The following is a 24,417-nucleotide window of genomic DNA, read 5'->3' as shown; positions in this document are numbered from 1 at the left end:
AATAGAGTTAAATTTATTTTTGGTGATAAATAATCAGTGGTTTTGTTCCATTCAATTTATGTAGTTTAGCTTTTAATTGTTGCGCTTCGCTTTTAGTTTTGAATGGGCCAAATGAAATACTGTGCGATTGTTTATTTGAACTAATTTTGGTTTTGACTTTTAAGCGTTTTGCTTGTTTCACCATTTGTATCGCTTGTTTATAGGTTAAGTTTAGCATTTTTACGTGATAACCTGAAAAATTTGTCTCAGAAAGCACCGCACTTTGTTTCGGCGATAGGTCTAAACGTTTTTTAGCCTCGGGTGTTTTCGCCATTTTAGCAAGGGTATGGGTTCCCGCACCAAGAATTTTTCCTTTCGCGCTAACGTGTAACGCTTCAACACGAACCTGTCCGACACCGCGATGAATAATCCCGAGTTCTTTTGCCGCAACACGGGAAAGATCGATAATTCTTCCTTTTACAAAAGGTCCTCGATCGTTAATTTTTACGATCACTTTTCTGCCATTACGTAAATTGGTTACTAACGCGTAAGAGTTTAGCGGTAAGGTCTTATGTGCTGCGGTATAACGATTAGGATCATAATATTCCCCATTAGAGGTTTTACGCCCTGAAAATTTTTGGTGGTAGTAACTTGCGCCCCCTGTTTTGGAATAATGTTTTGCTGTACTAGGATGTTTGGTGGTATAACTGACGCCATTTACCACATAGGTATAGGTTTTATCCGCCATTTTTTGGTGGATCAGGTTAGGGCCTTTTACCCCATACAATTTTTGCGTTTCGGCATAGCCACTTACACTCGCTAATAGGAGTAAAAACGCCATACTGAGTCTAATTACTGATGTTAATTTCATTTTGGTTATTCACTTTAATCGAAATTTTGATGGAATACAGGTTAAGAACAACAAATTCTTATTTAGTTCCCCTAAAAAAATGTTCTTTATGACTATGAATGGACATAATTAAACCGAACCCTGCCATTAAGGTGACAAAAGACGTTCCACCATAGCTTATTAATGGCAGCGGTACACCGACGACAGGTAAAATGCCACTGACCATACCGATATTGACAAAAACATAAACAAAAAAGATCAGCGTTAATGCCCCAACAAGAGTACGCCCGAAAGCATTTTGTGCTTCCACACCAATCACTAAGCCTCTTGCTACAATAAATAAATATAGGCACATCAAAATAGCAAAACCAATCATTCCGTGTTCTTCACTCAATACTGCAAAGATAAAATCCGTATGAGGTTCAGGAAGAAATTCTAACTGCGACTGTGTCCCTTGCATCCAACCTTTTCCCCAAATTCCACCTGATCCAATGGCTATTTTCGACTGCAAAATATGATAACCCGCACCAAGGGGATCTTTTTCAGGATCAAGCAAGGTTAGTACCCTTGTCCGTTGATAATCGTGCATAAGATAAAACCACATAATGGGAATAAAACCAGCCAGCCCAATGACCGCAATTAAAATCAGCCACCAACTCATTCCAGCAAGAAATACAACAAAAATACCAGAGGCACTGACCAAAATAGAAGTGCCTAAATCGGGCTGAATAGCCACTAATAGAGTAGGCACAATAATAATAAATAAGGCGATAAATGTGTGTTTTAATGTTGGTGGAAGTGGACGTTGACCCAAATAGACCGCCACCATTAATGGTACAGCGAGTTTAACAATTTCGGAGGGTTGAAAACGGAACAAGCCGAGATCTAACCAACGTTGTGCGCCCTTACTGGTTGTTCCTACCAAATCTACCAAAATCAGTAACACAATACCAATGCCAAATAAATAAGGGGCAATCCCTTGATAAAAGCGTGGAGAAAATTGTGCCATCACAAACATCACCACAAAGCCCAAGACAACTTGAATGATGCGGTTACGGAACATTATTTCATTGCCGCCAGAAGCACTGTATAGCACTAATAGCCCATAGGCTGAAATAATAACCAGACCGATAAATAGCCAGAAATCAATGTGCAAACGCTGCCACAAGTTGAGCCAGATTTTCTTTTCACTCATTATTCCGTTTCCTCTTGCTGGGGTTGAGGGGCGTTCTGTTTATTTTCCATTTGACTGACTTGCGGAAGACGTTGATTAAGATAATAATCCATAATCTTTCTTACCACAGGACCGGCGTTGCTACCGCCCCCCCCAGCATTTTCTAAAATAACAGCCACAACCATTTGAGGTTTTTCATAAGGCGCATAACCGATGAACCACGCGTGATCGTGTAATTCTTTACTAAGGGATTTCGCATTATAGGTTTGATTTTCTTTTAAGCTAAAAACCTGTGCGGTGCCTGATTTCCCAGCAACGTGATAGTTCGTCCCTACAAATGCCTTACGCCCCGTCCCATTGCTTGCATTAATCACGTTATACATACCGCGTTTTGCTTGCGCCCAATAACTCTCATTTGCGTCAATATCAGGATACAGCAAGGGATCTTTATAAGGCTCAAAAAAAGAGCCTTCTACCCCTTTCATTAAGTGCGGTGTATTTACCTTGCCATTATTAATCAGTACGGCTAGCGCTTTTGCTACTTGCAATGGTGTTGCAGTCCAATAACCTTGCCCAATGCCGACGGAAATGGTATCGCCTTGCAGCCAAGGTTTTTTATAACGTTTTTGTTTCCATTCACGAGAGGGCATAATCGCCGAGGTTTCTTCACGAATATCAATCCCTGTTGGCATCCCAAAGCCAAAGGCTTTCATCCAACTGGAAAGTTTATCAATGCCCATATTGTAAGCGAGCTGATAAAAATAGGTATCAGAAGATTCAGTAATTGCCTTGTTGAGATCGGTGTAGCCGTGACCAGATTTTTTCCAATCGCGGAAGCGTTTGGTGCTATTAGGTAACATCCAATAGCCCGGATCAAATACCGTGGTACTTGGTGTAATGACATTTTCTTGCAAACCCGCGACAGCAATAAAAGGTTTTACGGTGGAAGCCGGAGGATAAGCCCCTTGTGTAACACGACTATAAAGTGGGCGTGTTGGATCTTCAAGCAGGCGTTTATAATCCTTGCCCGAAATGCCATCGACAAATAAATTATTATCATAGCTTGGCGTAGATACCATCGCTAAAATGCTACTATCTTTTGGATCTAACACAACAACAGCGCCCTTATATCCAGACAGCAGATCCGTGATATAACGTTGCAATTCTAAATCAATGGTGAGATGAATGCTTTTCCCCGCCACCGCAGGTTGCTCACGCAATTTACGAATCACTTTACCACGGTTATTGATTTCCACTTCTTCAAAGCCTACTTCTCCGTGTAATTGTTCTTCATAATAGCGTTCGATACCGAGTTTGCCGATATTGTGCGAGCCAGCATAATTGGCGTATTTCTCTTCTTTTTTTAGGCGTTCTACATCTTTATCATTAATTTTTGCCACATACCCCAAAATATGCGTGAGGGGTTCGCCATATAAATAATGACGCTTAAAGTAAGGTTTTACAGATAAACTTGGGAATTGATGCTGGTTTACTGCAAAACGCGCGATCTGTTCTTCAGTGAGATCAGGTTTGAGCAGAATGGATGTATAGCGAGAAGAACGACGACGCTCTTTTTTAAAATCAGCAATATCATCTTCATTTAAGCCCACTATTGGCTTAAGCTGTTCAAAAGTGCGGTCTAAATTTTCTACTTTTTCTGGCACGATATATAAGCCAAAAAAAGTCAGGTTTTCGGCTAACAATTTGCCATAACGATCGTAAATTAACCCCCGTGTTGGCGGCAACGGTAATAATTTGATACGGTTGCCATTAGAACGGGTCTGATAAGTATCATAATTGATAACTTGCAGATGATATAAATTGGTGAGCAAAATTGCAGACAGCCCAAGCACGCCTAAAAAAGAGACCAAAGCACGACGGATAAAGAGATTACGTTCCGCTTTTTTATCGCGGATCGGCTCCATTGTGGGCTGAGAAAGCAATTTCTTTAAATCCATTGATTACTCTCGATGATAAGGGTGATTGGTCGTAATTGACCAAGCGCGATACAAACTTTCAGCGACCACCACACGCACTAAGGGGTGAGGTAAAGTTAAAGGGGAAAGCGACCAGCTTTGCTCTGCGGCAGCTTTACATTCTGGCGATAACCCTTCTGGCCCGCCGATCAAGAGGCATAAATCTCGACCATCGTTTTTCCAGCCTTCTAGCTGTTGCGCCAGTTGTTCGGTTGTCCAAGGCTTGCCGGGAATGTCTAAAGTGACAATTTTATTGCGTCCACAAGCGGCGAGCATCGCTTTACCTTCTTGCTCTAAAATGCGTTTAATATCCGCATTTTTACCCCGTTTCCCTGCTGGGATCTCAATTAGCTCAAAAGGCATATCTTTCGGAAAACGGCGTTGATATTCCTCAAACCCTGTGGTTACCCAAGCAGGCATTTTTGTGCCTACCGCAATTAATTGGATTTTCATTTATCCCCAAAGTTTCTCTAATTGATACAGCTCACGGCTGTCTGCTTGCATAATATGAACCATCGCTTGTCCAAAATCGACCACCACCCAATCGGCAGTAGCCTTGCCCTCTTCGCCAAAAGATTCAAACCCCGCTTGTTTACTCTCATCAATGAGTTTTTGCGCCAAAGCACTAATATGGCGACTTGATGTTCCCGTGCAAATAATCATATTATCCGTTACACTTGATTTGCCTTGTACATCTAAATGCAAAATATCCACGGCTTTTAAATCATCTAATTTGTTAATTAAAAAATCTACTAATGTTGTCATACGCAATTTATATTGACTAAATTTGTTTGTTAAAAATCGGCAAATTCTATCACGAGATAAGGCAGAAATAATAGAAAAAATCACCGCACTTTATTTTGTTTATATAGGGTTTATCAAAGTGCGGTGGTATTTTGACGATTTTTCTGAGATTAATAACGCTTTTTAAAACTGCGTTTATTATTTTGATAATGGCTTTGCCCAGTTCGTTTACGATAAGGTTTGGGTAAATCGCTGAGTAGTGCTTGTGGATCATATTGGCTCACAGGAATAGAATGGCCAATATATTCTTCGATGGCAGGTAAATTCATCGCATATTCCTCACAAGCAAAACTGATGGAAACCCCGCTTTCACCAGCCCGTCCCGTACGTCCAATACGATGCACGTAATCTTCGCGATCATCTGGTAAATCATAGTTGAACACGTGCGTCACATCAGGAATATGTAAGCCACGAGCAGCAACATCAGTCGCCACTAAAATGTCTAATTTCCCTTCGGTAAATTGTTGCAATAAGGCAAGACGTTTTTTCTGGGCAACATCGCCCGTAAGCAAACCAACACGGTGTCCATCTGCGGCTAAATAGCCCCAAATTTCTTCACAACGATGTTTTGTATTGGCAAAAATAATGCAACGCTCAGGCCACTCTTCCTCCAATAAGGTCATCAATAATGCCATCTTGTCTTGATTAGAAGGGTAAAAGAGTTCTTCTTTAATACGGTGTCCCGTTTTTTGTAAAGGTTCAACTTCAACATATTCAGGATCATTCATATCTTCAAATGCCAACTCACGCACTTTATAAGAAAGCGTGGCAGAAAAGAGCATCGTTAAACGTTCAGCTGGCGGTGGGCATTTACGCAGTAAATAGCGAATATCCTTGATAAAACCAAGGTCAAACATTCGATCCGCTTCATCAAGTACCACCACTTCAATGTCATTTAAACGAATGATTCCTTGTTTGACATAATCAATCACACGCCCTGTTGTCCCGATTAAAATATCAATCCCTTGCTCAATGGCTTTTAGTTGCTTGTCATAGCCATCGCCACCATAAGCCAGCCCCATTTTCAACCCTGTGGCTTGTGAAAGTGCCGCACCATCATTGCTAATTTGCACAGCAAGCTCACGGGTAGGGGCTAAAATTAATGCGCGTGGTTGTGCGGCGTTATGCTGGGAATTCACGCTTAATAAATGATGAAAAGTGGCGGTTAGAAACGCCATTGTTTTACCCGTTCCTGTTTGTGCTTGTCCCGCAACATCACGCCCTGCAAGGGTGATAGGTAAAGAAAGCGCTTGGATTGGTGTACAGTATTCAAACCCATTTTTTTCTAAACAATGACGTACCGTTGGGTTTAAAGGAAGATCAGCAAAACGTTGCTGAGTTAAATGATTATTTTGCATAAGTTATCTGTCATCTTAAATTTAGTGAGGAAAAAATTGCACTAAGCATAGCACGAAGGGGAAAAATTCCCAAAAAAAGTACCGCACTTTGATATTTACTTGATTTTTTCATTTTAATTGCTAGACAGCATTCAGATTTAATGGTAACTTTACGCCCATTCTATGTTCAAACATCTTCATAAAAATTCATTTTCCAATCTAACCAACATTTCAAATTACTATGCATTTAACAGAACTAAAAAATACGCCCGTTTCTGATCTTGTGAAACTCGGTGAAGAACAAATGGGTTTAGAAAATCTAGCTCGTTTACGTAAACAAGATATTGTTTTCGCTATCCTAAAACAACACGCTAAAAGCGGTGAAGATATTTTCGGTGGCGGTGTGTTAGAAATCCTTCCAGATGGTTTTGGTTTCTTACGTTCCGCTGATAGCTCCTACCTCGCAGGTCCTGACGACATCTATGTTTCTCCAAGCCAAATTCGCCGTTTCAACTTACAAACTGGGGATAAAATTGAAGGGAAAATTCGTCCACCAAAAGAAGGCGAACGTTATTTTGCTTTATTAAAAGTAGACAGAGTCAATGACGATAAACCGGAAGTTTCACGTAGCAAAATTTTATTTGAAAATTTAACCCCACTTCACGCCAATTCTCGTTTAAGAATGGAACGTGGTAATGGTTCAACCGAAGATCTCACCGCACGTATTTTAGATTTAGCCTCCCCGATTGGAAAAGGACAACGCGGCTTAATCGTTGCACCGCCAAAAGCGGGGAAAACCATGTTACTCCAAAATATCGCCCAGAGTATCACCCATAACTATCCAGAATGTGTGCTAATTGTATTACTGATTGATGAACGTCCAGAAGAAGTAACTGAAATGCAACGTTCAGTAAAAGGTGAAGTGATTGCCTCAACCTTCGATGAACCCGCTTCTCGCCACGTTCAGGTAGCTGAAATGGTTATCGAAAAAGCAAAACGCTTGGTCGAACACAAAAAAGACGTGGTGATTTTATTAGATAGTATCACTCGCCTTGCCCGAGCTTATAACACCGTAACACCAGCTTCAGGTAAGATTCTTTCTGGTGGTGTAGATGCCAACGCATTACATCGTCCAAAACGTTTCTTCGGTGCGGCCCGTAATGTAGAAGAAGGGGGAAGTTTAACCATTATTGCGACCGCACTTGTGGATACAGGGTCAAAAATGGACGAAGTGATCTTTGAAGAATTTAAAGGAACGGGGAATATGGAGTTACATCTTTCACGTAAAATTGCTGAAAAACGCGTCTTCCCAGCCATTGACTTTAACCGTTCAGGTACACGTAAAGAAGACTTACTCACTACCCCTGATGAACTACAAAAAATGTGGATTCTACGCAAAATCCTTAATCCAATGGGTGAAGTAGAAGCAATGGAATTCCTTATTGATAAGCTCGCCGTTGCCAAAACCAACGAAGAGTTTTTTGAAATTATGAAACGTTCGTAATTTTGGACATATTAGCCTAATTAAAAATCTGCCCTTAATAGTAAATCACCTTTACCGATTAAGAGGCAGGTTTTTTATTTCGTTCATTGATTAAAATAGGGCATCGCTATTTCATTTTAAACTGGTACTATCCTTTATTTTTTCCTACTTTAAACCTCTTATTTTTATCTTGTTTAAAGTTTAAATCATAGTATTAATTCAAAAACTAACAATGCCTATGATGAAATAGTTTATTCATATATTTTATTTAAAAAATCTTATATTTTCTGGTTAAGTAACTATATAGCCTATATTCAAATTATTTAAATAATTTGAGTATATTTAGCGCATTTCTAATATGTTAAAGAATATTAATTTCTTAAAAGCCTCTAATGTAAAAATTTCTATAAAGATATTTTTTACTTATTTTTGGTATTGATAAGTCCCATTAGCCTGACGAATAAAGGTGCTGCCATTTGCTAAGCGAAGTTGTTGCACACGCCCTTGTGAATTGACTGAAATCTGTACTTTATCACCAGGTTTAAAGCTACTTAAGGCATTGCCAGCGCCATTTGCTTTTGTCATCGCATTCACATCTGAAATATTCAGGTTGTTATCACGGAATACCTGCATAAGTGAAACACCTTGTGGAATGGTCAGGGTTTTGCTCGTGCCAGCTGTTTTGCTTGTCGCTGGTTTTGCTTCAACCACAGGCACTTTTTTCTCAACTTTCGCTTCCACTTTTTTCACGGTTTGTGCTTTGTTTTCCGCTTTTGGCTTACTGGTATTGGTTGTTTGTGTTGTTGCTTTTACCACCGGTTTAGGTTGTGCTTTTGGTGTGGTTTGTGTAGCTGGTTTGCTTGCGGTTTTTGCTGTATCTACCACTGGTTTTGGCTCAACGGAGGTTGGTTGTGGTTTCACCGCTGGCACAGGTTGCTCTGTTTGAGGGCTTGGTTGCGCAACAGGTTCAGGGCTTGTAGCTGGATTGCTTTGCGCATTGTCTGCATTATTTTCTGCACTTGCGGTTGTTGCTGTTTGGGCATTCTCATTGTTGCTTTGTGTGTTTTGTGCATCTGCTTGCTGTGCCGGTTGTTGCCCTTGGTTTAAGTTATCCAACACATTATTTTCCAAAGGTTGTTCTTGATTAAGTGATTGGAACTGGGTTGGAATGCTGTTTGATGGCTGTTCAAAAGCATTTACGGTATCCGCACTTGGTTTTAGCCAAGAGATAATCAATAAAATGATCACCGCAAGTAATAAAACAATAAAAATACGGCGGTATTTTGCTGGAATAAAGCCTAAAATTGCCCAACGTTCAGGTTTATTTATTTTGCTAATAGGAGCTGGTTCATTTTGTGTTTGGGTGTTTTCTTCTGCAAGACTTTCTTCAACATTCTTCTGCTCGTTACTCGTGGTTGTTTCTGCAATCACGGGTTCAGCCTGTTCAGTTGCTTGTTCTTTTTTTCCTAACCCTTCCATCAGCGCTTTGGCTTTATCAAGTAAAGAGGGTTCGTGAGTAATGTGTTTTTTCGGCGTGATAGGTTCCATTTGATTAAATTCTAAATTTAATTCATTTTGAGCCGCGCTATCTGTGTTATTTTGAGGTTTATGTTGTTCAGTCACAGTGATTCCTTAATATTAATTAAAAGCACTTAGCGTAAGTGCGGTGTAAATTTCGCTTATTTTAAAGGATATTTTGTCATTGTTCTATGCCGAATTACGCGGAATATAATGTTTTATTTGGTTCATTCGCTATTTCTCGTGCTAATTTAGGCACTAAATAGCCTGACGTGAGTGTTTGTAATTCTTTGTAAATTTTTACCGCACTTTCATCATCAAGATAAAAATGGCTTGCCCCTTCCACTTTATCAAACAAATGTAAGTAATAAGGCAAAATACCAATACGAAAAAGTTGCTCACCTAAGGTTTTAAGAGTGTGGGCGTTGTCATTAATCTTTTTCAGTATGACCGCTTGGTTAAGCAAAGTGATACCGGATTTTTTCAGCTTCGCCATTGCTTGTGCTAAATTTTCATCAATTTCATTGGGGTGATTGATGTGGGTAACCAGCACCGTTTGTAAGCGAGATTGTGCCAGCAACGCACAAAGTGCAGTGGTGATCCGCTGTGGAATAACCACCGGCAAGCGACTATGAATACGTAAACGTTGTAAGTGTGGAATTTTTTCTAATTGTTTTATGAGCCATTCTAGCTCGTGATCTTTCGCCATAAGTGGATCGCCACCTGAAAAAATCACCTCATCAATTTCTGAATGTTGCGCAATATAATCTAGGGCTTTTTGCCAATTTTTTTTATCGCCCTTGTTTTCAGCATAAGGAAAGTGGCGACGAAAACAATAGCGACAATTAATTGCACAGCTATTTTTTACCATAAATAACAAACGATTATGGTATTTATGTAAAATATTGGGTGCGGGTGTATGCTGTTCATCTAATGGATCTTTGCTAAATCCTTCTGCCTGTACAAATTCTAAATGGGAAGTCATCGCCTGTAAAAAGAGCGGATCGTTTGGATTACCTTTTTCCATTCGCGCTACAAAAGGCAACGGAACACGCAAAGGAAACAGCTTGCGTGCGGCAAAATCTTTTTCAAAAAGAGAAAGAGGAAGGTTTAATTGTTCCAACAAGATTTTTGGATCTGAAATGGCATTGGCGAGATGATCAGCCCAATTTTCTACTTCTCTAATGGGGATATTTCGGGTTAAAATACGCACTTTTAAAAACAATCTCTTTTTATTTGAGGATAATATGGCTACATATACTACCACTGACTTCAAACCAGGTCTAAAATTTATGCAAGATGGTGAACCTTGCGTTATTGTTGAAAATGAATTTGTAAAACCGGGTAAAGGTCAGGCATTTACTCGCACTCGTATTCGTAAATTAATTTCAGGTAAAGTGTTAGATGTCAACTTTAAATCGGGTACTTCTGTAGAAGCCGCAGATGTGATGGATCTTAACTTAACCTATTCTTACAAAGATGATGCGTTCTGGTATTTTATGCACCCAGAAACATTTGAACAATATTCTGCCGATGCAAAAGCAGTCGGCGATGCAGAAAAATGGTTATTAGATCAAGCAGATTGTATCGTTACTTTATGGAACGGTGCGCCAATTTCTGTTACCCCACCAAACTTCGTTGAATTAGAAATTGTAGAAACAGATCCGGGATTAAAAGGTGATACAGCAGGTACAGGCGGTAAACCAGCGACATTAAGCACCGGTGCAGTAGTGCGTGTTCCATTATTCGTACAAACAGGCGAAGTCATCAAAGTAGATACCCGTTCAGGTGAATATGTTTCGCGTGTGAAATAATTTTTCAGACGTAAATCAAACATAAAAATCCGTGCTTTTCAGTGCGGATTTTTTTATAGCCTTAATCAGCTTATTGCCCACCTCAATGCCTTTTTCAGAGGGCTAGCCGATGGCTTACGGTTTCGAGCACAAGATCTTCATCATTGACTAATACAGTTTGAATAGGAAATTTATTATTTTGTGCTATATATTGGCATAATAATCTTACCGCTTCACTTGGTTTTAGGCGATTGGGATACTGTGTTGGGGGAATAGGTAAATCCTGCTTATTGATATTGAATGAGAGAAAAGCCGTTTTTCTGGTTAGCTTGACAGTTTAAGGATGAAACAAAATCTCCACCCAAAAGCCTTTCTCTCCACGTAAATTCTCTGCATTTTTATACCGCACTTGATAATGATGCAGTTGAGCGATGCGTTGTACAATAGATAGCCCCAAACCACTCCCTTTTTCATTTTGTCCTGCTGGGCGGTAGAAGCGTTGTCCTAACTTCTCTAAAACATTATCAGGCACGCCTCCGCCATTATCTGCAATAATGAGTTTATCCTGTTGTAAAATAAGGCGGATTTCACTTCCTTTCGGACAATAAGCAATGGCATTATCAATCAAATTACGTAGCATCAAAGAAAGTAATAATGGCTCACCTTGTTGGGTTCGGGGTGAACTGAGAGGTTCAAAAATTAAGCGAAATCCTGTTTTTTCCACCTCTAAATAACGTTCAGCTACAAACTCAGTGATTAATTTATCCCATTCAATGCGGTTGAGATGTACCAATTCATTGAGATTATCTAGGCGGGAAAGGGTAAGCAACTGTTCAACTAATTGGCTGGCACGATCGATGCCTAACGTAAGATTTTGCAATGCCTGATTTCGCATTGCTTCATCTTTCCCCGCCATTTGAGCAAGTTCGGTTTGAATACGTAAGGCGGTGAGCGGGCTACGTAATTCGTGGGCTGCATCGGAGGTGAAACGCCGCTCTCTCAATAAACTGCTTGCCGTGCGAGTAAAAAATTGATTTAAATTTTGCACTAATGGCAAGATTTCCTTTGGCACTGGCTCAGTATTTAACGGCTGATCATCATCAGGACGACGCTGGCTGACTTGTTCACTCACTTTGCGCAATATCGCTAATTCACGGCTAATTGCCCAAATAATCACGGCAAGTAGCACAGGCAGGCTAGCAAACCAAATCCACATTTGCCCTAGCACCATTTTTTCGATTAATTCTTGACGATATTCAAGTTCCTGTCCCACGGCAATCATTAATCTGCCTTCCGCCGCTGGTAGCCAAAAAATTCGCCATTTATCGTCATCTCCTTGCAACCTGGTATTGTGAAAGCCTCTTTTCGGCTCATAAATGAAATTGTTGCCATTTTCACTATCACTCAGCAATATTTCACCATCACGATTAAAAATCGCAAAGGCAAGTGCATCGTCATCATAATTTTGCCTTTTGCGAAAGTGCGGTGGTTTTTGTCGATAATATTTTCCCTCTGGGCGAGGGCGTTCAATCAAAATACTTCTTAAATGAGAGGTTGCAAGCCGCTTGGCAAATAAAATTTGTTGTGTATCAAAGACTTCATTTACTTGACTGCGTGCCGCTGACCAAGCAATCGCGGTAGAAATCAGCCAAATAGTACAAGCGAATAGAGAGAGGATCAGAATGAGACGAAAGCGTAAACTACGAGCGTGCATTTTATTCCTCCATCATTCCAAGCGCGTAGCCTACTCCATGCACAGTGCGAATGAAAGGCTTGCCTAATTTTTGGCGTAAATTGTAAATATGCACTTCTAATGCATTACTGCTCACTTCATCATTCCAAGTGTAAAGCTTTTCCTCAATAAAGCTACGAGAAAGTACCCGCTCTTTATTATGCATAAATAGCTCAAGTAACTTATATTCCGTTCCCGTGAGAGCGATCTCTTGGTTGCGTAAAAAGGCTTTATGCTGTCCAAGATCAAGGCTCACGATGCCGTGCTGAAGAAAAGATTGTGCTTGTCCATAACGGCGACGAATTAAGGCTTGCAAGCGAGCCACCACTTCAGCCAAAGCAAAAGGTTTACCAAGATAATCGTCCGCCCCAAGTTGTAAACCTTCAATCCGTTGTTCCAAGCTATCTCGTGCGGTTAAAATTAGCACTGGCACATCTTGATTTTCCTTGCGCCATTGGTTCAACACCTGCAAGCCATCTTTTTTCGGCAAGGTGAGATCGAGCACTACCGCATCATAAGGGGCATAACGCAAGGCTTGCATACCACTTTCCCCCTCTTTAAACCAATCGACACTAAAACCCGATTTACTCAACCCAATGTTAAGCCCATCACCAATTAAAGGATCATCTTCAATTAATAAAATTCGCATAATTTTAACCGCACTTTACTTAGCTTAAATCCAATCCCATTTGCCAAAAATCAATTTCCATTCGTGTCGCGGTAGTGAAAATATGCTGTAAGCTCTGTTGCTGTTTGTGGGAAAGATCGATAAATAATCCATTTAACATCGTCATAAATTGTTGTGCTGCCTGCTGAAAATCCTCTGCTCCGTAAGTATCAATCCATTGTTGATAAGGATTGTTTGCCACTGGCGTTTGCTGACTCAATATTTTGCCTATTTCCGCATAACCTAGCATACAGGGTGCGAGTGCGGTATAAAGCTCAGCCAATCCCCCTTTCATTCCACAATCTAAAACATAACGCGTATAAGCCACACAAGCGGTTGATTCTTGCACTTGATGCAACGTCTCTTCTGAAATGCCCCACGCTTTACAAAAAGCAACGTGTAGCTGAGTTTCTTTCAATAACACCTCATTCGCTTGATGTGCGATCAAAATTTCAGCAAAATTTTCTGCTTTAAAAATACCTAAAGATAAGGCGCGACTATATTGAAATAAATATAAATAATCTTGCTGCAAGTAGTGCTGAAAACATTTTTTAGCCAGTGTCCCCTGACTTAATTGTTGAACAAAAGAATGATGAATATAATTATCCCAATACGGCTGGCTTTGGGCGATCAAGTTTTCTACGGTAAGCATTTGATTTTCCTTTTTTTTTATATTGAAGTAAATAATGCCATCTTGTCCCATTTACCACATAAACCCAATGAGAGAAAATGTCCCATTGAGTTTAGCCTAAAAAAATAAATTTGCGAATGAAATCTTTTCTCAATTAATCACTTTTAGCAACTTTCATAATGCGATGAACTTCCAGTTCTAATTTTTTGTCGGATTTATCTACTTCAACCAAAATTTTTACCTCATCGTTCGGGGTAATGGTTTTACCACGCCACGCACGAGGTTCAATTTCTAGCTCAATTTCTCCGCTCTTATCACGGAATAAAAAATCATCTTTGCTTAGTTGTTTGACAATATGGCCTTGTAAAACAAGATGTTGCTCATCTTCCCAAGACGCTTGCTGGCTAATTTGGCTTATTGGTAAATTATTCATCACGGATTTTTTACCCTTAATTTGAGCTTGCGGATTATTAGGATCAACAAACCCTCCGTGCATTTTATGGGCTTTTTTATGCTTATGGTGATGTTTTTCTTGTGCTTTTTCTCCTTTTTCCGTATTTGACACAGGTTGTACTGTCTGTTGCTCTCGCTCAGGGGATTGTTCACTCGTTGTTGGCAAATTTTCTGCACTCGCCATAAGGCTAGCAGTTGATAATAGTAAAATTGTTGCTAAACTAAGTTTTTTCATTGTTACACTCCTTTCAAATGGCAAGACGGCTGTCTTGCTGGAAAGATTAAAACAAAGAAATATTAAGAGAATCTTAAGATAGGCAAAAAAGGAAAAAAAATGCGTTGTGAAAATATGTCGGCATTTATTGTAATGGATATTGTGCGTGAAGCGGCGAAATACCCGAATGCCATTCATTTTGAAATTGGCCAACCAGATTTACCCCCATCTCCGAAAGTGAAACACGCCTTACAACAAGCCATTACAGACAATCAATTTAGTTATACAGAAAGCCTTGGCTTACCGGCATTGCGTGAAAAAATTAGTGAATTTTATCACCGCACTTATCAAGTGGATATTGCACCACATCGCATTATTCTTACCCCCGGCACAAGTGGCGCATTTCTTGTCGCCTATGCCTTAACGCTTAACCAAGGAGATAAACTGGGGCTAACCGATCCTGCGTATCCGTGCTATAAAAATTTTGCTTATATGATGGATATTGAGCCTGAATTTATCCCGGTAGATAAACAAGATTGTTATCAGCTTTCCCCGCAACAACTTGTCAATCGCCCAATCAAAGCCTTACAAATTTCCTCGCCCGCTAACCCTACGGGCAATATTTATACCCCTGAACGCCTGCAAGCGCTGAATGAATATTGCGTTGCCAATCAAATCGATTTTATTTCCGATGAACTTTACCACGGCTTAGTTTATGATGAACAAGCCGCCACAGCCTTGCAATTTAATCCTAATGCCTATGTGATCAACGGATTTTCTAAGTATTTTTGTATGCCGGGAATGCGTTTAGGTTGGCTTATTGTGCCAGAAGCAAAAGCCCGAGAAGCAGAAATTGTGGCGCAAAATATTTTTATTTCAGCACCCACATTAAGCCAATACGCCGCATTAGAAGCCTTTGATGATGACTATCTAAACCAAATTAAAGCCAAGTTTAAACAACGCCGAGATTTTCTTTATGAAGAACTAAAACAACTGTTTAACATTGAATTTAAACCGCAAGGCGCATTTTATCTTTGGGCAGATGTGTCTGCTTACACCCAAGATAGCTATGAATTTGCCAAAAAAATGCTGGCTGAAATTCAAGTTGCGGCAACTCCCGGGATTGATTTTGGTGAAAATGGCACAAAGCACTACTTACGTTTTGCTTATACCAGAGATATTGAACATTTACGCGAAGGGGTTGCGCGAATGAAGCGGTGGCTTGGTATGTAAAATGAAATTTATACAGTGTTCTCTAAAATAATGCCCCAATGGGGCATTATTTATAGGTTATCATTTTCTATGATAAAGCTGCTCAAGCAAATCGGAAGATAATAGCCTATGTTCTTTAGCAAACTCAACGCCAATACGATAAGAGCCATATTCAGTTAAATGGTCTTGATCATAATAAACAACTTTATCTTTTGTATAAAATTCTTTTGGTAAATAAGGAACAATATCAATCCATTCTACATGAGGAATATTTTGTATCGCTGAAAATATTTTTTGATTACTTTCTTGAATATCTCCCATTGTAGTAATTGGTAATAAATAATTTTCCAACCCCAATGTTTTTACACGGAAATAACGTAAAGGCGAATAACTAATTGCTGGTACATTACTAAATACATATACCTGTTTTGTTTTTGCTAAATGTCGAATAAATGCTTCAAATTTATAATAAAAATTATCCACGATATAATCCTTTGGATTAGAACGAGGAACAGGATAATCGCCCGAATAAAGATCATAGAAAAAGCTAACGAATACAATAGGATAATTTTTTATTTCTTCATCCAAATTATTAAAACACATTACCTCTTTTGAAGATAAAACATTTTTTAGCTCAAAATTAAATTTACAAGAGTCATCTTTAGGGTGAATATCATCAAGGATATTTGCTTTCCATCCTTCCTTATGTCCTAAATAATTTAAAAATCCTCTTAAATGTCCTGCATGGGAATCACCAATAACAATCACTTTCTTCTCTAACTCGGAGCTAGATTGATAAATTGAATCAGTTCTAAATGTTTTTTCCCAATCTCTAATTTCATTTCTAATATAATAGTTTGAGCCAATTATCACTAATGATGGAATAAGATAAATAAATACAAATGATTGTTTAAAATTTAATTTAGAATAACGAATAGGCTTTTCAAGAAAATAATATCCTATAAGAGAAATAGCAACAATAAGGAATATTTGGATAATCAATATAACAGTTGTTTGAGCCTCAGCCGAAAACATATAGCGAGTAAAGGTAATAATAACCCAATGCCATAAATATAAAGAATAAGACCACAATCCTATTTTTACCATAATCTTTGAGCCTAACACTTTTTTTATCCAGAAACCACGCTCTGAAAAATAAATAATCATAGCCACACTGAAACAGGGTAGTAATAATGAAACGCCGGGAATATAAGGCATTTCATCTGAGTAACAAAATAAACAAAAAATAAGAATTAGAACAAAAATAAAAGAGAAGAGATCTGCTAATTTCTTATTAAATCTTTGTGGAGGTATAAAAAGTGATAACCCTGAACCAATTAAAAGCTCGAAAAAGCGTAATTGAGATAAATAATAGATATTAATATACTTTGTATAATAAGTATTAGGGATAAACGTTAGTGATAAACTCGATAAAAATAAAAAGCTAATTATATAAAAGAAGACTTTTCTATTTGAAAACAGCTTGAATCCCAAAATAAGTAAAAGAGGAAATATCAAATAATATTGCTCTTCTACAGACAATGACCAAATATGTAACACTGGGTTATTTGAGGAATCAAGCTCAAAATACCCTTGCCTTTTTGCAAAAAAGATATTGGCAAAAAATATCGAAGAAAACTCTATCCCTTTTCTTAACGTATTGAAATCCTGATAGGTAAAAAGTAATGCTCCTAACAAGGAACAGATCATCATAACAAAAATGAAAATAGGATAAATTCTCTTTATTCTACGATTGTAGAAATCCTTATAAGAAAACTGATTATTTTCAATATCCGTCGTGATAATTTTAGTAATCAAGTAACCTGAAATAACAAAGAATATATCCACACCAAGAAACCCGCCCGGTAACCAATTGCTATTCAAGTGAAAAATAATTACCGAAATAACCGCAATAGCTCGCAATCCATCAATTTCTGAACGATACTTGATGTTTGATGTTTGATGTTTGATGTTTGATGTTCGATGTTCGATGTTCGATGTTCGATGTTCGATGTTCGATGTTCGATGTTCGATGTTCGATGTTCGATGTTCGATGTTCGATGTTCGATGTTCGATGTTCGATGTTCGATGTTCGATGTTCGATGTTCGATGTTCGATGTTCGATGTTCGATGTTCGATGTTCGATGTTCGATGTTCGATGTTCGATGTTCGATGTTCGATGTTCGATGTTCGATGTTCGATGTTCGATGTTCGATGTTCGATGTTCGATGTTCGATGTTCGATGTTCGATGTTCGATGTTCGATGTTCGATGTTCGATGTTCGATGTTCAGCATATTCATATATGACCTATCTTTAAAAATCAAGGGGTAGTCCCTTTTTTATTCATATTATAAAAAGTGGCTTAAAGCTTTATCGCATAGGGCTTTGAACCACTTCCCCAAATTTTAATCTACTGCTGCTAAAAAGATTAATAAGCCTTAATCAATCACTAATCGAAAATACCTAGGCTTTGCCAAATTTCGTCCACTCGCTTGACCACTTCAGGATCTTTTTTAATTGGTACTCCCCACTCGCGATCCGTTTCGCCTGCCCATTTATTTGTGGCATCAATCCCCATTTTAGAGCCTAGTCCGGCAATCGGCGAAGCAAAATCTAAATAATCGATTGGGGTATTTTCCACAATGGTGCAATCTCGTGCTGGATCGCTGCGAGTAGTGATCGCCCAGATCACATCTTTCCAATCTCTTGCATTAATATCATCATCACACACGATGACAAACTTGGTGTACATAAATTGACGTAAGAAAGACCAAACCCCCATCATTACGCGCTTGGCGTGTCCTGCGTATTGCTTTTTCATTGTCACCACGGCAAGACGGTAGGAGCAGCCTTCGGGAGGTAAATAGAAATCCACAATTTCAGGAAATTGCTTTTGCAAAATAGGGATAAACACTTCATTTAATGCCTCGCCTAAAATCGCTGGTTCATCAGGTGGTCGTCCTGTATAAGTGGAGTGATAAATCGGATTTTGCCGCATTGTAATGTGAGTAACGGTAAACACAGGGAAATATTCTTGCTCGTTATAGTATCCCGTGTGATCGCCGTATGGCCCCTCTAACGCGGTTTCATTCGGTTCAATATAGCCCTCCAAGACAATTTCCGCACTGGCTGGCACATCAAGATCATTACTCACTGATTTCACCACTTCGGTTTTATTACCACGCAATAATCCCGCAAAGGCATATTCAGACAGGCTATCTGGCACAGGGGTTACCGCGGCTAAAATTGTCGCAGGATCAGCCCCCAATGCCACAGAAACAGGAAAAGGCTTATCAGGATGTTGCTCTTTCCATTCTTGGAAATCTAATGCGCCACCACGATGCGAAAGCCAGCGCATAATCAATTTATTCTTGCCGATAAGCTGTTGGCGGTAAATCCCCAAATTCTGTCGTTTTTTGTTGGGACCTTTGGTGATAGTCAATCCCCAAGTGATAAGAGGGGCAATGTCTTCCTTCCAACATTGCATAATTGGTAAACGATATAAATCGACTTCATCACCACGGAGGACAATATCCTGACAAGGGGCTTTATTTAGCACTTTTGCTGGCATATTTAGCACTTGTTTATATTGTGGCAATGTTGCCCATAAATCTTTAAATCCTTTCGGCGGTTCTGGTTCTTTAAGGAAAGCAAGTAATTTGCCCACCTCACGCAATGCTGACACCTCATTCTGTCCCATTCCAAGCGCCACACGCTTTGCCGTACCGAATAAGTTACACAACACAGGCATCGCAAACCCTTTTGGATTTTCAAATAATAACGCCGGTCCTCCCGCACGCAAAGTGCGGTCGGAAATTTCGGTCATTTCCAAATAAGGATCGATTTCTTGCGAAATGCGTTTTAATTCACCTTGTTCTTCTAACAGCTGCAAAAAATCGCGTAAATTCTTATATTTCATCAATACTTACTCAATGCAAAAATTGTGGCATCATTGTTATAAAGATTGCTTTGCAACGCAAGTGCTTTTGCGATTTTTCCCTAGATTGGGTAGAATGGGCGACAATTTTATCAGAATAAATGTATAAAAATGACAAAGAAAAAAACAAAACAAACATCAAATACCATTGCCCTAAATAAACGTGCAAGACACGAGTATTTTATTGAAGATGAAATCGAAGCAGGGCTTTCCTTGCAAGGCTGGGAAGTGAAATCAATGCGTGCAGGCAAAGCCAATATTAGCGATAGCTATATTATTTTCAAAGACGGTGAAGCCTATCTATTCGGGGCAACGATTCAGCCGTTAAGTGTGGCATCAACGCATATTGTGTGCGATCCAACGCGTACCCGTAAATTATTGCTAAAAGAGCGAGAATTAGCGTCATTATTCGGCAAGGCAAATCGTGATGGGTTTACCATCGTTGCCCTTTCTCTTTATTGGAAAGGCCCTTGGGCGAAAATTAAAATCGGCGTGGCGAAAGGGAAAAAACAGGTGGATAAACGTAACGATATTAAAGATCGCGAATGGCAAGTGGCGAAAGATCGTATTATGAAAAATGCGATGCGAAATTAATGTCACTTCGATAATATAAGTGCGGTGAGAAATTAGCAAATTTTTGAATTAGCCCTTGTCAAAACAGGGGCTAATTTTTTATTTAAGGATTTATCTTCTATTTAACGAGTTATCTTCACCCCGTTTTCCCTAAAAACAACGACAAAATCCCCGCTGCGATCAATGGCCCCACCGGAATACCGCCAACAAAAGCAACCCCTAAAATCGTGCCAACCAATAAACCTGTGAGCAAGGTGGGTTGTGCGCCCATTAGATTTACCCCTCGCCCACCAAACCACGCGACCAGCACCCCCACTGCAATGGCTAAAAACATTTTCCAGTTCAACAGTTCAGTAAAACTTGGTAAGGGAATTTTGCCTGAAATAATTGGGCTAAGCACGCCAATAGTAAGAATAATAATGCCGATATTTAGACCATATTTTTCCATAAAGGGGATATATTTGGCTAAAAAGGTTTGCTGCATTAATAGCAAAATCGTTGCCGAAATGGTGATTGAGCTGTTGTTACCTAACACACCAAGTAAAATCAAAATCACCAATAGCAAGGCGATTGCGTTAAATTGTAATGTCATCATTGCCTCAAAAATTCAAAAAAAAGCACCGCACATTCTACTTTAAAGGTAAGTAAACGGTTGGCATTACTCACCACAGTAATAGAAGATAACGCCATAGCAAGCCCACCGATCATCGGGTTAAGCAAAATACCAAACAAGGGATACAACAAACCAGCCGCAATGGGTATGCCTAAGAGGTTGTAAATAAATGCGCCAAACAGATTTTGCTTCATATTGCGTAAAATGCCTTTAGAAAGACAAAGTGCATCTGCCACCGCAGAAATATGATGTCGCATTAAGGTTAATTCTGCGGTTTCAATGGCAATATCTGAGCCGCTTCCCATTGCAATACTCACATCTGCCTGTGCAAGGGCGGGGGCATCATTAATGCCGTCCCCGACCATTACAACCTTACGCCCTTCTTGTTGTAATGCTTTGATAATATGGGCTTTTTGAGCAGGCAAAACGCCAGCGATCACCTTATCAATCGCTGTACCTTGTGCCAAAGAACGAGCCGTTTTGTCTTGATCTCCCGTAATCATCACCAAATAATAACCTTGTTTATGCAAGCGTTGTAACGCTTGAACTGAATCTTCTCTTAGCGGATCGCTTATTACAAACACCCCAGCTAATTGCTGATTTATCGCGAAAAACACCACCGTTGCTCCGCTTGCTGTTTGCTGTTGCCATATCGCCATTGCAGGTTGAATATCCACCCCTTGCTGTATCATTAAGGCTTGATTACCAAGTAATAATTCAAATGTTTCCACTTTCCCACGCACACCTAAACCTTGCAACGTGGTAAAGGCGTTGAGTGGTTTGATCTCACCTTGTTTTTCTTGATTAAACTGCACAATGCCTTTTGCTAACGGGTGATTTGATCCTTGCTCTAAACTTGCTGCAAGCTGGCTAACTTGTTTTTCTGAATAATCATTAAAACAATAAAGTGCGGTGATTTTTGGCGAACCTTTTGTCAGCGTGCCTGTTTTATCAAACACAATCGTATCGGCACTGGCGGCTTTTTGTAAGGCATCGGCATCACGCACTAAAATCCCCAATTCTGCCGCACGCCCAATCCCTGAAATAATCGACATTGGCGTAGCTAACCCTAAAGCACAAGGGCAAGCAATGATAAGTACAGTAGTAAAGATCACCAAACTATAAGAAAATTGTGGGTCAGGCCCGAAAACATACCAAATCAAGCCTGCCAGTAACGCAATGCCAATCACAATCGGGACAAAAATACCGGCAATCTTATCGGCAAGTTGCCCTATTTTTGGTTTGCTACTCTGTGCTTGACGCACTAATTTGATGATATTTGCCAGCGTCGTTTGCTCACCAATTTGTTCTGCGCGATAAATCACCGTGCCATCTGAAATCAGCGTGCCAGCACTAATTTTATCCCCAACGTACTTTTGCACTGAGAGAGGTTCGCCGGTCAGCATACTTTCATCAAACCAGCCTTGCCCTTCGGTAACTGTTCCATCCACGGCAACACGTTCGCCTGTTTGCAAGCGTAATAACATTCCTTCTTTCACCGCCGCAAGGGGAATGTCTTGCGTGCCTTGTGATGTCATCAAATGCACCGTTTTAGGCGTCAGATCAAGCAAGCGTGCCAATGCCTGTGAAGAATGTTGTTTCGCTTTTGCTTCAAACATTTTACCTAAATTGATAAAACCGATAATCATCGCCGCCGCTTCAAAATATAAATGGCGTGCATTCTCCGGGAAAAAATCGGGCTTAACACAAACAACCATTGAATAAAGCCAAGCCGTCCCCGTTCCCAATGCTACAAGAGTATCCATTGTAGCGGTACGATGAAAGAGATTTTGCCAAGCCTTTTGATAGAAATGTTTGCCTGTAACAATCATTATCAGCAAAACCAGCACTCCCACAACCAACCAATAGGCACGATTGTTTTGGCTAACGCTCATTGTGCCGCCAAGTAACCCCCAAAGCATTAATATCGCCCCTAAGCCAAGGGCGATTATGCCTTGCCATTTACGCCGGTTCACTTCTTGCGTGGTTTTACATTGCTGTTTTTCCGCTCGCACCGCATCATCATTCACCACTTCCGCGCCATAACCTGCTTGTTGTACGGCAGTAACGAGAGACTGTGGCGTGGCATTACCCCTGACTAAGGCGGTTTGTTCCGCTAAATTGACTTGCACTTGCACAACCTGTGGCACGGCTTGTAAGGCGTTTTGTACTTTCATCACACAAGCGGCACAACTTAAGCCATCAAGTAAAAGCGTAACCTGATCCTGATGCTCGCCCACTACCACAGGATCAGGGGGAGAAATTTCTGTGGAAGATTCGGGTAGTGAACTTACTTTGCCGGCGTATCGGCAAGGCGTGCTTGATAACCTGCTTCAACAATGGCATCAATCAACACTTGTGGATCAACCTCTCCCTCTACAACGGCGCTATCCAAACTCACCTCTGCACGTTGCACGCCCGCAATATTATCTAACGTTTTTTGTACAGATTTCACGCAATGCTGGCAAGATAAATCACTTAATGCTAAAACAGTTTTTTTCATCATTTTGTCCTTCTAGTAAAAATTTGGTTGTAGCATAAACCTTAACATAGGGTTAGAGTCAAGGCTCTGTCATTCCCTTTAAAAGTCAATTCTCTGCAAAATCCACCCGCTCTTTACCAGTGTAAACGGTCGCCCGGCCCTCTCGGGCAAAACCAATTAAAGTCAGGTGGCTTTGTTGAGCTTGTTGTACAGCAAGTGCTGTTGCGGCTGAGATAGCGACTAAGCATTCAATGCCTGCACTCACAACTTTCTGCACCATTTCATAGCTAGCTCGGCTAGAAATTAAGACAAAACCTTGTTGCTTTGGCTGTTTGGCGTGCCAACCTAGCAATTTGTCTAAAGCCACGTGACGACCAACATCTTCCCGAATAGCAAGCAAGTTACCTTGTAAATCAAAAAAGGCAGCCGCGTGCGTTGAGCCTGTTTGTTGCCCAAGCTGTTGGGCTGAGTGTAATTTTTTCAGACAATCATCAAGGCGATAAATATCCAAAACATAAGTGCGGTGTAAAATAGGAAAGTTTTTATGAATTTGATCAAGCTGTTCTGTGCCACAAATGCCACAGCCCGTTCTCCCGGCTAAGGTGCGGCGACGCGCTTTGAGCGCGACAAAGCAACGTGTGGCAATTTCTATCTGTACTTCAATGCCATTGCAGGTTTCTTCAACATCAATCCCATAAATATCCGCGGGCTTTTCGATAATGCCTTCGGTTAAGGAAAACCCTAGGGCAAAATCCGCTAAATCTTGCGGGGAACACATCATTACTGTGTGGCTAATACCGTTATAAACCAAGGCGACAGGGGTTTCTATTGCGAGTATTTCTTCTTTTTCTTGCCAAATTGGTATGTGTTGAGAATGTTTATTATTTGTTAATTTTTTGAAAAAATTAACTGTTGATTTTGTGATCCAGCTCAAGAATTTTTCCTTTCTAATCAAGATTACTTATAGATTTTAGGTGTGAAAAGGCGT

22 protein-coding genes are annotated in these 24,417 nt (G+C 40.0%); 4 read left to right on the top strand and 18 right to left on the bottom strand.

Features of this window, described 5'->3' with window-relative positions:
* Positions 1-13: 13 nt before the first annotated feature.
* From L5B83_RS06250 to rhlB, 6 genes are all read right to left on the bottom strand, one after another.
* Entirely contained in the window at positions 14-850 is an 837-nt protein-coding gene (locus L5B83_RS06250) for a septal ring lytic transglycosylase RlpA family protein (protein ID WP_265777899.1), read from the bottom strand.
* A gap of 58 nt (positions 851-908) precedes the next feature.
* Positions 909-2,024 (bottom strand): rod shape-determining protein RodA, encoded by a 1,116-nt coding sequence (rodA, locus tag L5B83_RS06245; RefSeq protein ID WP_265777898.1) that lies wholly within the window; start codon positions 2,022-2,024, stop codon positions 909-911.
* Entirely contained in the window at positions 2,024-3,961 is a 1,938-nt protein-coding gene (gene mrdA / locus L5B83_RS06240; RefSeq protein WP_265777897.1) for a penicillin-binding protein 2, read from the bottom strand. The genes rodA and mrdA overlap by 1 nt, the downstream gene beginning before the upstream one ends.
* Positions 3,962-3,964: 3 nt before the next feature.
* Entirely contained in the window at positions 3,965-4,432 is a 468-nt protein-coding gene (gene rlmH, locus L5B83_RS06235; RefSeq protein WP_017805627.1) for a 23S rRNA (pseudouridine(1915)-N(3))-methyltransferase RlmH, read from the bottom strand.
* Positions 4,433-4,744 (bottom strand): ribosome silencing factor, encoded by a 312-nt coding sequence (gene rsfS / locus L5B83_RS06230; RefSeq protein ID WP_250350803.1) that lies wholly within the window; start codon positions 4,742-4,744, stop codon positions 4,433-4,435.
* Positions 4,745-4,893: 149 nt separating this feature from the next.
* On the bottom strand, positions 4,894-6,141 hold the full coding sequence (rhlB, locus tag L5B83_RS06225; protein WP_265777896.1) for an ATP-dependent RNA helicase RhlB: 1,248 nt from the start codon (positions 6,139-6,141) through the stop codon (positions 4,894-4,896).
* A 220-nt stretch (positions 6,142-6,361) separates the two neighbouring features.
* Here rhlB and rho point away from each other — a divergent pair, with 220 nt between their 5' ends.
* Positions 6,362-7,624, top strand: a complete 1,263-nt coding sequence (rho, locus tag L5B83_RS06220) for a transcription termination factor Rho (protein WP_265777895.1) — start codon at positions 6,362-6,364, stop codon at positions 7,622-7,624.
* Between the two features lie 402 nt (positions 7,625-8,026).
* On the opposite strand, the gene L5B83_RS06215 is transcribed toward rho, so the two are convergent.
* Together L5B83_RS06215 and epmB are read right to left on the bottom strand one after the other, a co-directional pair.
* Positions 8,027-9,226 (bottom strand): LysM-like peptidoglycan-binding domain-containing protein, encoded by a 1,200-nt coding sequence (locus tag L5B83_RS06215; protein WP_265777894.1) that lies wholly within the window; start codon positions 9,224-9,226, stop codon positions 8,027-8,029.
* 94 nt (positions 9,227-9,320) lie between these two features.
* Entirely contained in the window at positions 9,321-10,334 is a 1,014-nt protein-coding gene (gene epmB, locus L5B83_RS06210) for an EF-P beta-lysylation protein EpmB (RefSeq protein ID WP_265777893.1), read from the bottom strand.
* 34 nt (positions 10,335-10,368) lie between these two features.
* Here epmB and efp point away from each other — a divergent pair, with 34 nt between their 5' ends.
* Entirely contained in the window at positions 10,369-10,935 is a 567-nt protein-coding gene (gene efp / locus L5B83_RS06205; protein WP_103854617.1) for an elongation factor P, read from the top strand.
* Between the two features lie 316 nt (positions 10,936-11,251).
* On the opposite strand, the gene qseC is transcribed toward efp, so the two are convergent.
* The 4 genes from qseC to L5B83_RS06185 form a co-directional block, all read right to left on the bottom strand.
* Complete coding sequence (gene qseC, locus L5B83_RS06200; protein ID WP_265777892.1) at positions 11,252-12,628, bottom strand: quorum sensing histidine kinase QseC; 1,377 nt, start codon at positions 12,626-12,628, stop codon at positions 11,252-11,254.
* A gap of 1 nt (position 12,629) precedes the next feature.
* Positions 12,630-13,295 carry a response regulator gene (locus L5B83_RS06195; protein WP_265777891.1) on the bottom strand — a complete coding sequence of 222 codons (666 nt, stop codon included), beginning with the start codon at positions 13,293-13,295 and terminating at the stop codon, positions 12,630-12,632.
* 19 nt (positions 13,296-13,314) lie between these two features.
* The gene (tenA, locus tag L5B83_RS06190) at positions 13,315-13,965 is read right to left on the bottom strand and encodes a thiaminase II (RefSeq protein WP_265777890.1); all 651 of its coding nucleotides are present in this window, start codon (positions 13,963-13,965) and stop codon (positions 13,315-13,317) included.
* 133 nt (positions 13,966-14,098) lie between these two features.
* On the bottom strand, positions 14,099-14,632 hold the full coding sequence (locus tag L5B83_RS06185) for a YgiW/YdeI family stress tolerance OB fold protein (RefSeq protein WP_265777889.1): 534 nt from the start codon (positions 14,630-14,632) through the stop codon (positions 14,099-14,101).
* A 99-nt stretch (positions 14,633-14,731) separates the two neighbouring features.
* On the opposite strand from L5B83_RS06185, the gene L5B83_RS06180 reads away from it, so the two are divergent.
* Positions 14,732-15,844, top strand: a complete 1,113-nt coding sequence (locus tag L5B83_RS06180) for a pyridoxal phosphate-dependent aminotransferase (protein WP_265777888.1) — start codon at positions 14,732-14,734, stop codon at positions 15,842-15,844.
* 60 nt (positions 15,845-15,904) lie between these two features.
* Here L5B83_RS06180 and L5B83_RS06175 read toward each other — a convergent pair whose 3' ends face one another.
* Both L5B83_RS06175 and ubiD read right to left on the bottom strand, forming a co-directional pair.
* Positions 15,905-17,746, bottom strand: a complete 1,842-nt coding sequence (locus tag L5B83_RS06175; protein WP_265777887.1) for an acyltransferase family protein — start codon at positions 17,744-17,746, stop codon at positions 15,905-15,907.
* A gap of 527 nt (positions 17,747-18,273) precedes the next feature.
* On the bottom strand, positions 18,274-19,743 hold the full coding sequence (gene ubiD / locus L5B83_RS06170) for a 4-hydroxy-3-polyprenylbenzoate decarboxylase (RefSeq protein ID WP_265777886.1): 1,470 nt from the start codon (positions 19,741-19,743) through the stop codon (positions 18,274-18,276).
* Between the two features lie 129 nt (positions 19,744-19,872).
* On the opposite strand from ubiD, the gene smpB reads away from it, so the two are divergent.
* Positions 19,873-20,355, top strand: a complete 483-nt coding sequence (gene smpB / locus L5B83_RS06165; protein ID WP_250350539.1) for an SsrA-binding protein SmpB — start codon at positions 19,873-19,875, stop codon at positions 20,353-20,355.
* A gap of 115 nt (positions 20,356-20,470) precedes the next feature.
* Here smpB and L5B83_RS06160 read toward each other — a convergent pair whose 3' ends face one another.
* The 4 genes from L5B83_RS06160 to fdhD all read right to left on the bottom strand — a co-directional run bounded on the left by L5B83_RS06160 (position 20,471) and on the right by fdhD (position 24,363).
* A complete protein-coding gene (locus tag L5B83_RS06160; RefSeq protein WP_250351707.1) occupies positions 20,471-20,926 on the bottom strand; it encodes a DUF441 domain-containing protein in 456 nt (151 codons plus the stop codon).
* Positions 20,926-23,124 (bottom strand): copper-translocating P-type ATPase, encoded by a 2,199-nt coding sequence (locus L5B83_RS06155; RefSeq protein WP_265778389.1) that lies wholly within the window; start codon positions 23,122-23,124, stop codon positions 20,926-20,928. The genes L5B83_RS06160 and L5B83_RS06155 overlap by 1 nt, the downstream gene beginning before the upstream one ends.
* A gap of 113 nt (positions 23,125-23,237) precedes the next feature.
* The gene (locus L5B83_RS06150) at positions 23,238-23,453 is read right to left on the bottom strand and encodes a cation transporter (protein ID WP_265762091.1); all 216 of its coding nucleotides are present in this window, start codon (positions 23,451-23,453) and stop codon (positions 23,238-23,240) included.
* Positions 23,454-23,535: 82 nt separating this feature from the next.
* Positions 23,536-24,363, bottom strand: a complete 828-nt coding sequence (gene fdhD, locus L5B83_RS06145) for a formate dehydrogenase accessory sulfurtransferase FdhD (protein ID WP_265777885.1) — start codon at positions 24,361-24,363, stop codon at positions 23,536-23,538.
* Between the last annotated feature and the right edge of the window lie 54 nt (positions 24,364-24,417).

The sequence above is a fragment of the Avibacterium sp. 21-599 genome (assembly GCF_026226765.1).
Lineage (GTDB): Bacteria > Pseudomonadota > Gammaproteobacteria > Enterobacterales > Pasteurellaceae > Avibacterium.
Note: the sequence above shows the minus strand (reverse complement) of the source record. Positions and strands in the feature narration are given on the sequence as shown.

What these genes read in the sequence shown, in the direction of transcription:
- efp (WP_103854617.1), top strand. Translation starts at nt 10,369, where the DNA reads ATGGCTACATATACTACCACTGACTTCAAACCAGGTCTAAAATTTATG.
- smpB (WP_250350539.1), top strand. Translation starts at nt 19,873, where the DNA reads ATGACAAAGAAAAAAACAAAACAAACATCAAATACCATTGCCCTAAAT.
- rlmH (WP_017805627.1), bottom strand. Translation starts at nt 4,432, where the DNA reads ATGAAAATCCAATTAATTGCGGTAGGCACAAAAATGCCTGCTTGGGTA.
- tenA (WP_265777890.1), bottom strand. Translation starts at nt 13,965, where the DNA reads ATGCTTACCGTAGAAAACTTGATCGCCCAAAGCCAGCCGTATTGGGAT.
- rsfS (WP_250350803.1), bottom strand. Translation starts at nt 4,744, where the DNA reads ATGACAACATTAGTAGATTTTTTAATTAACAAATTAGATGATTTAAAA.
- rhlB (WP_265777896.1), bottom strand. Translation starts at nt 6,141, where the DNA reads ATGCAAAATAATCATTTAACTCAGCAACGTTTTGCTGATCTTCCTTTA.
- L5B83_RS06185 (WP_265777889.1), bottom strand. Translation starts at nt 14,632, where the DNA reads ATGAAAAAACTTAGTTTAGCAACAATTTTACTATTATCAACTGCTAGC.
- L5B83_RS06150 (WP_265762091.1), bottom strand. Translation starts at nt 23,453, where the DNA reads ATGATGAAAAAAACTGTTTTAGCATTAAGTGATTTATCTTGCCAGCAT.
- L5B83_RS06160 (WP_250351707.1), bottom strand. Translation starts at nt 20,926, where the DNA reads ATGACATTACAATTTAACGCAATCGCCTTGCTATTGGTGATTTTGATT.
- L5B83_RS06180 (WP_265777888.1), top strand. Translation starts at nt 14,732, where the DNA reads ATGCGTTGTGAAAATATGTCGGCATTTATTGTAATGGATATTGTGCGT.
- mrdA (WP_265777897.1), bottom strand. Translation starts at nt 3,961, where the DNA reads ATGGATTTAAAGAAATTGCTTTCTCAGCCCACAATGGAGCCGATCCGC.
- L5B83_RS06155 (WP_265778389.1), bottom strand. Translation starts at nt 23,124, where the DNA reads ATGAAAGTACAAAACGCCTTACAAGCCGTGCCACAGGTTGTGCAAGTG.
- L5B83_RS06195 (WP_265777891.1), bottom strand. Translation starts at nt 13,295, where the DNA reads ATGCGAATTTTATTAATTGAAGATGATCCTTTAATTGGTGATGGGCTT.
- qseC (WP_265777892.1), bottom strand. Translation starts at nt 12,628, where the DNA reads ATGCACGCTCGTAGTTTACGCTTTCGTCTCATTCTGATCCTCTCTCTA.
- L5B83_RS06250 (WP_265777899.1), bottom strand. Translation starts at nt 850, where the DNA reads ATGAAATTAACATCAGTAATTAGACTCAGTATGGCGTTTTTACTCCTA.
- rho (WP_265777895.1), top strand. Translation starts at nt 6,362, where the DNA reads ATGCATTTAACAGAACTAAAAAATACGCCCGTTTCTGATCTTGTGAAA.
- rodA (WP_265777898.1), bottom strand. Translation starts at nt 2,024, where the DNA reads ATGAGTGAAAAGAAAATCTGGCTCAACTTGTGGCAGCGTTTGCACATT.
- ubiD (WP_265777886.1), bottom strand. Translation starts at nt 19,743, where the DNA reads ATGAAATATAAGAATTTACGCGATTTTTTGCAGCTGTTAGAAGAACAA.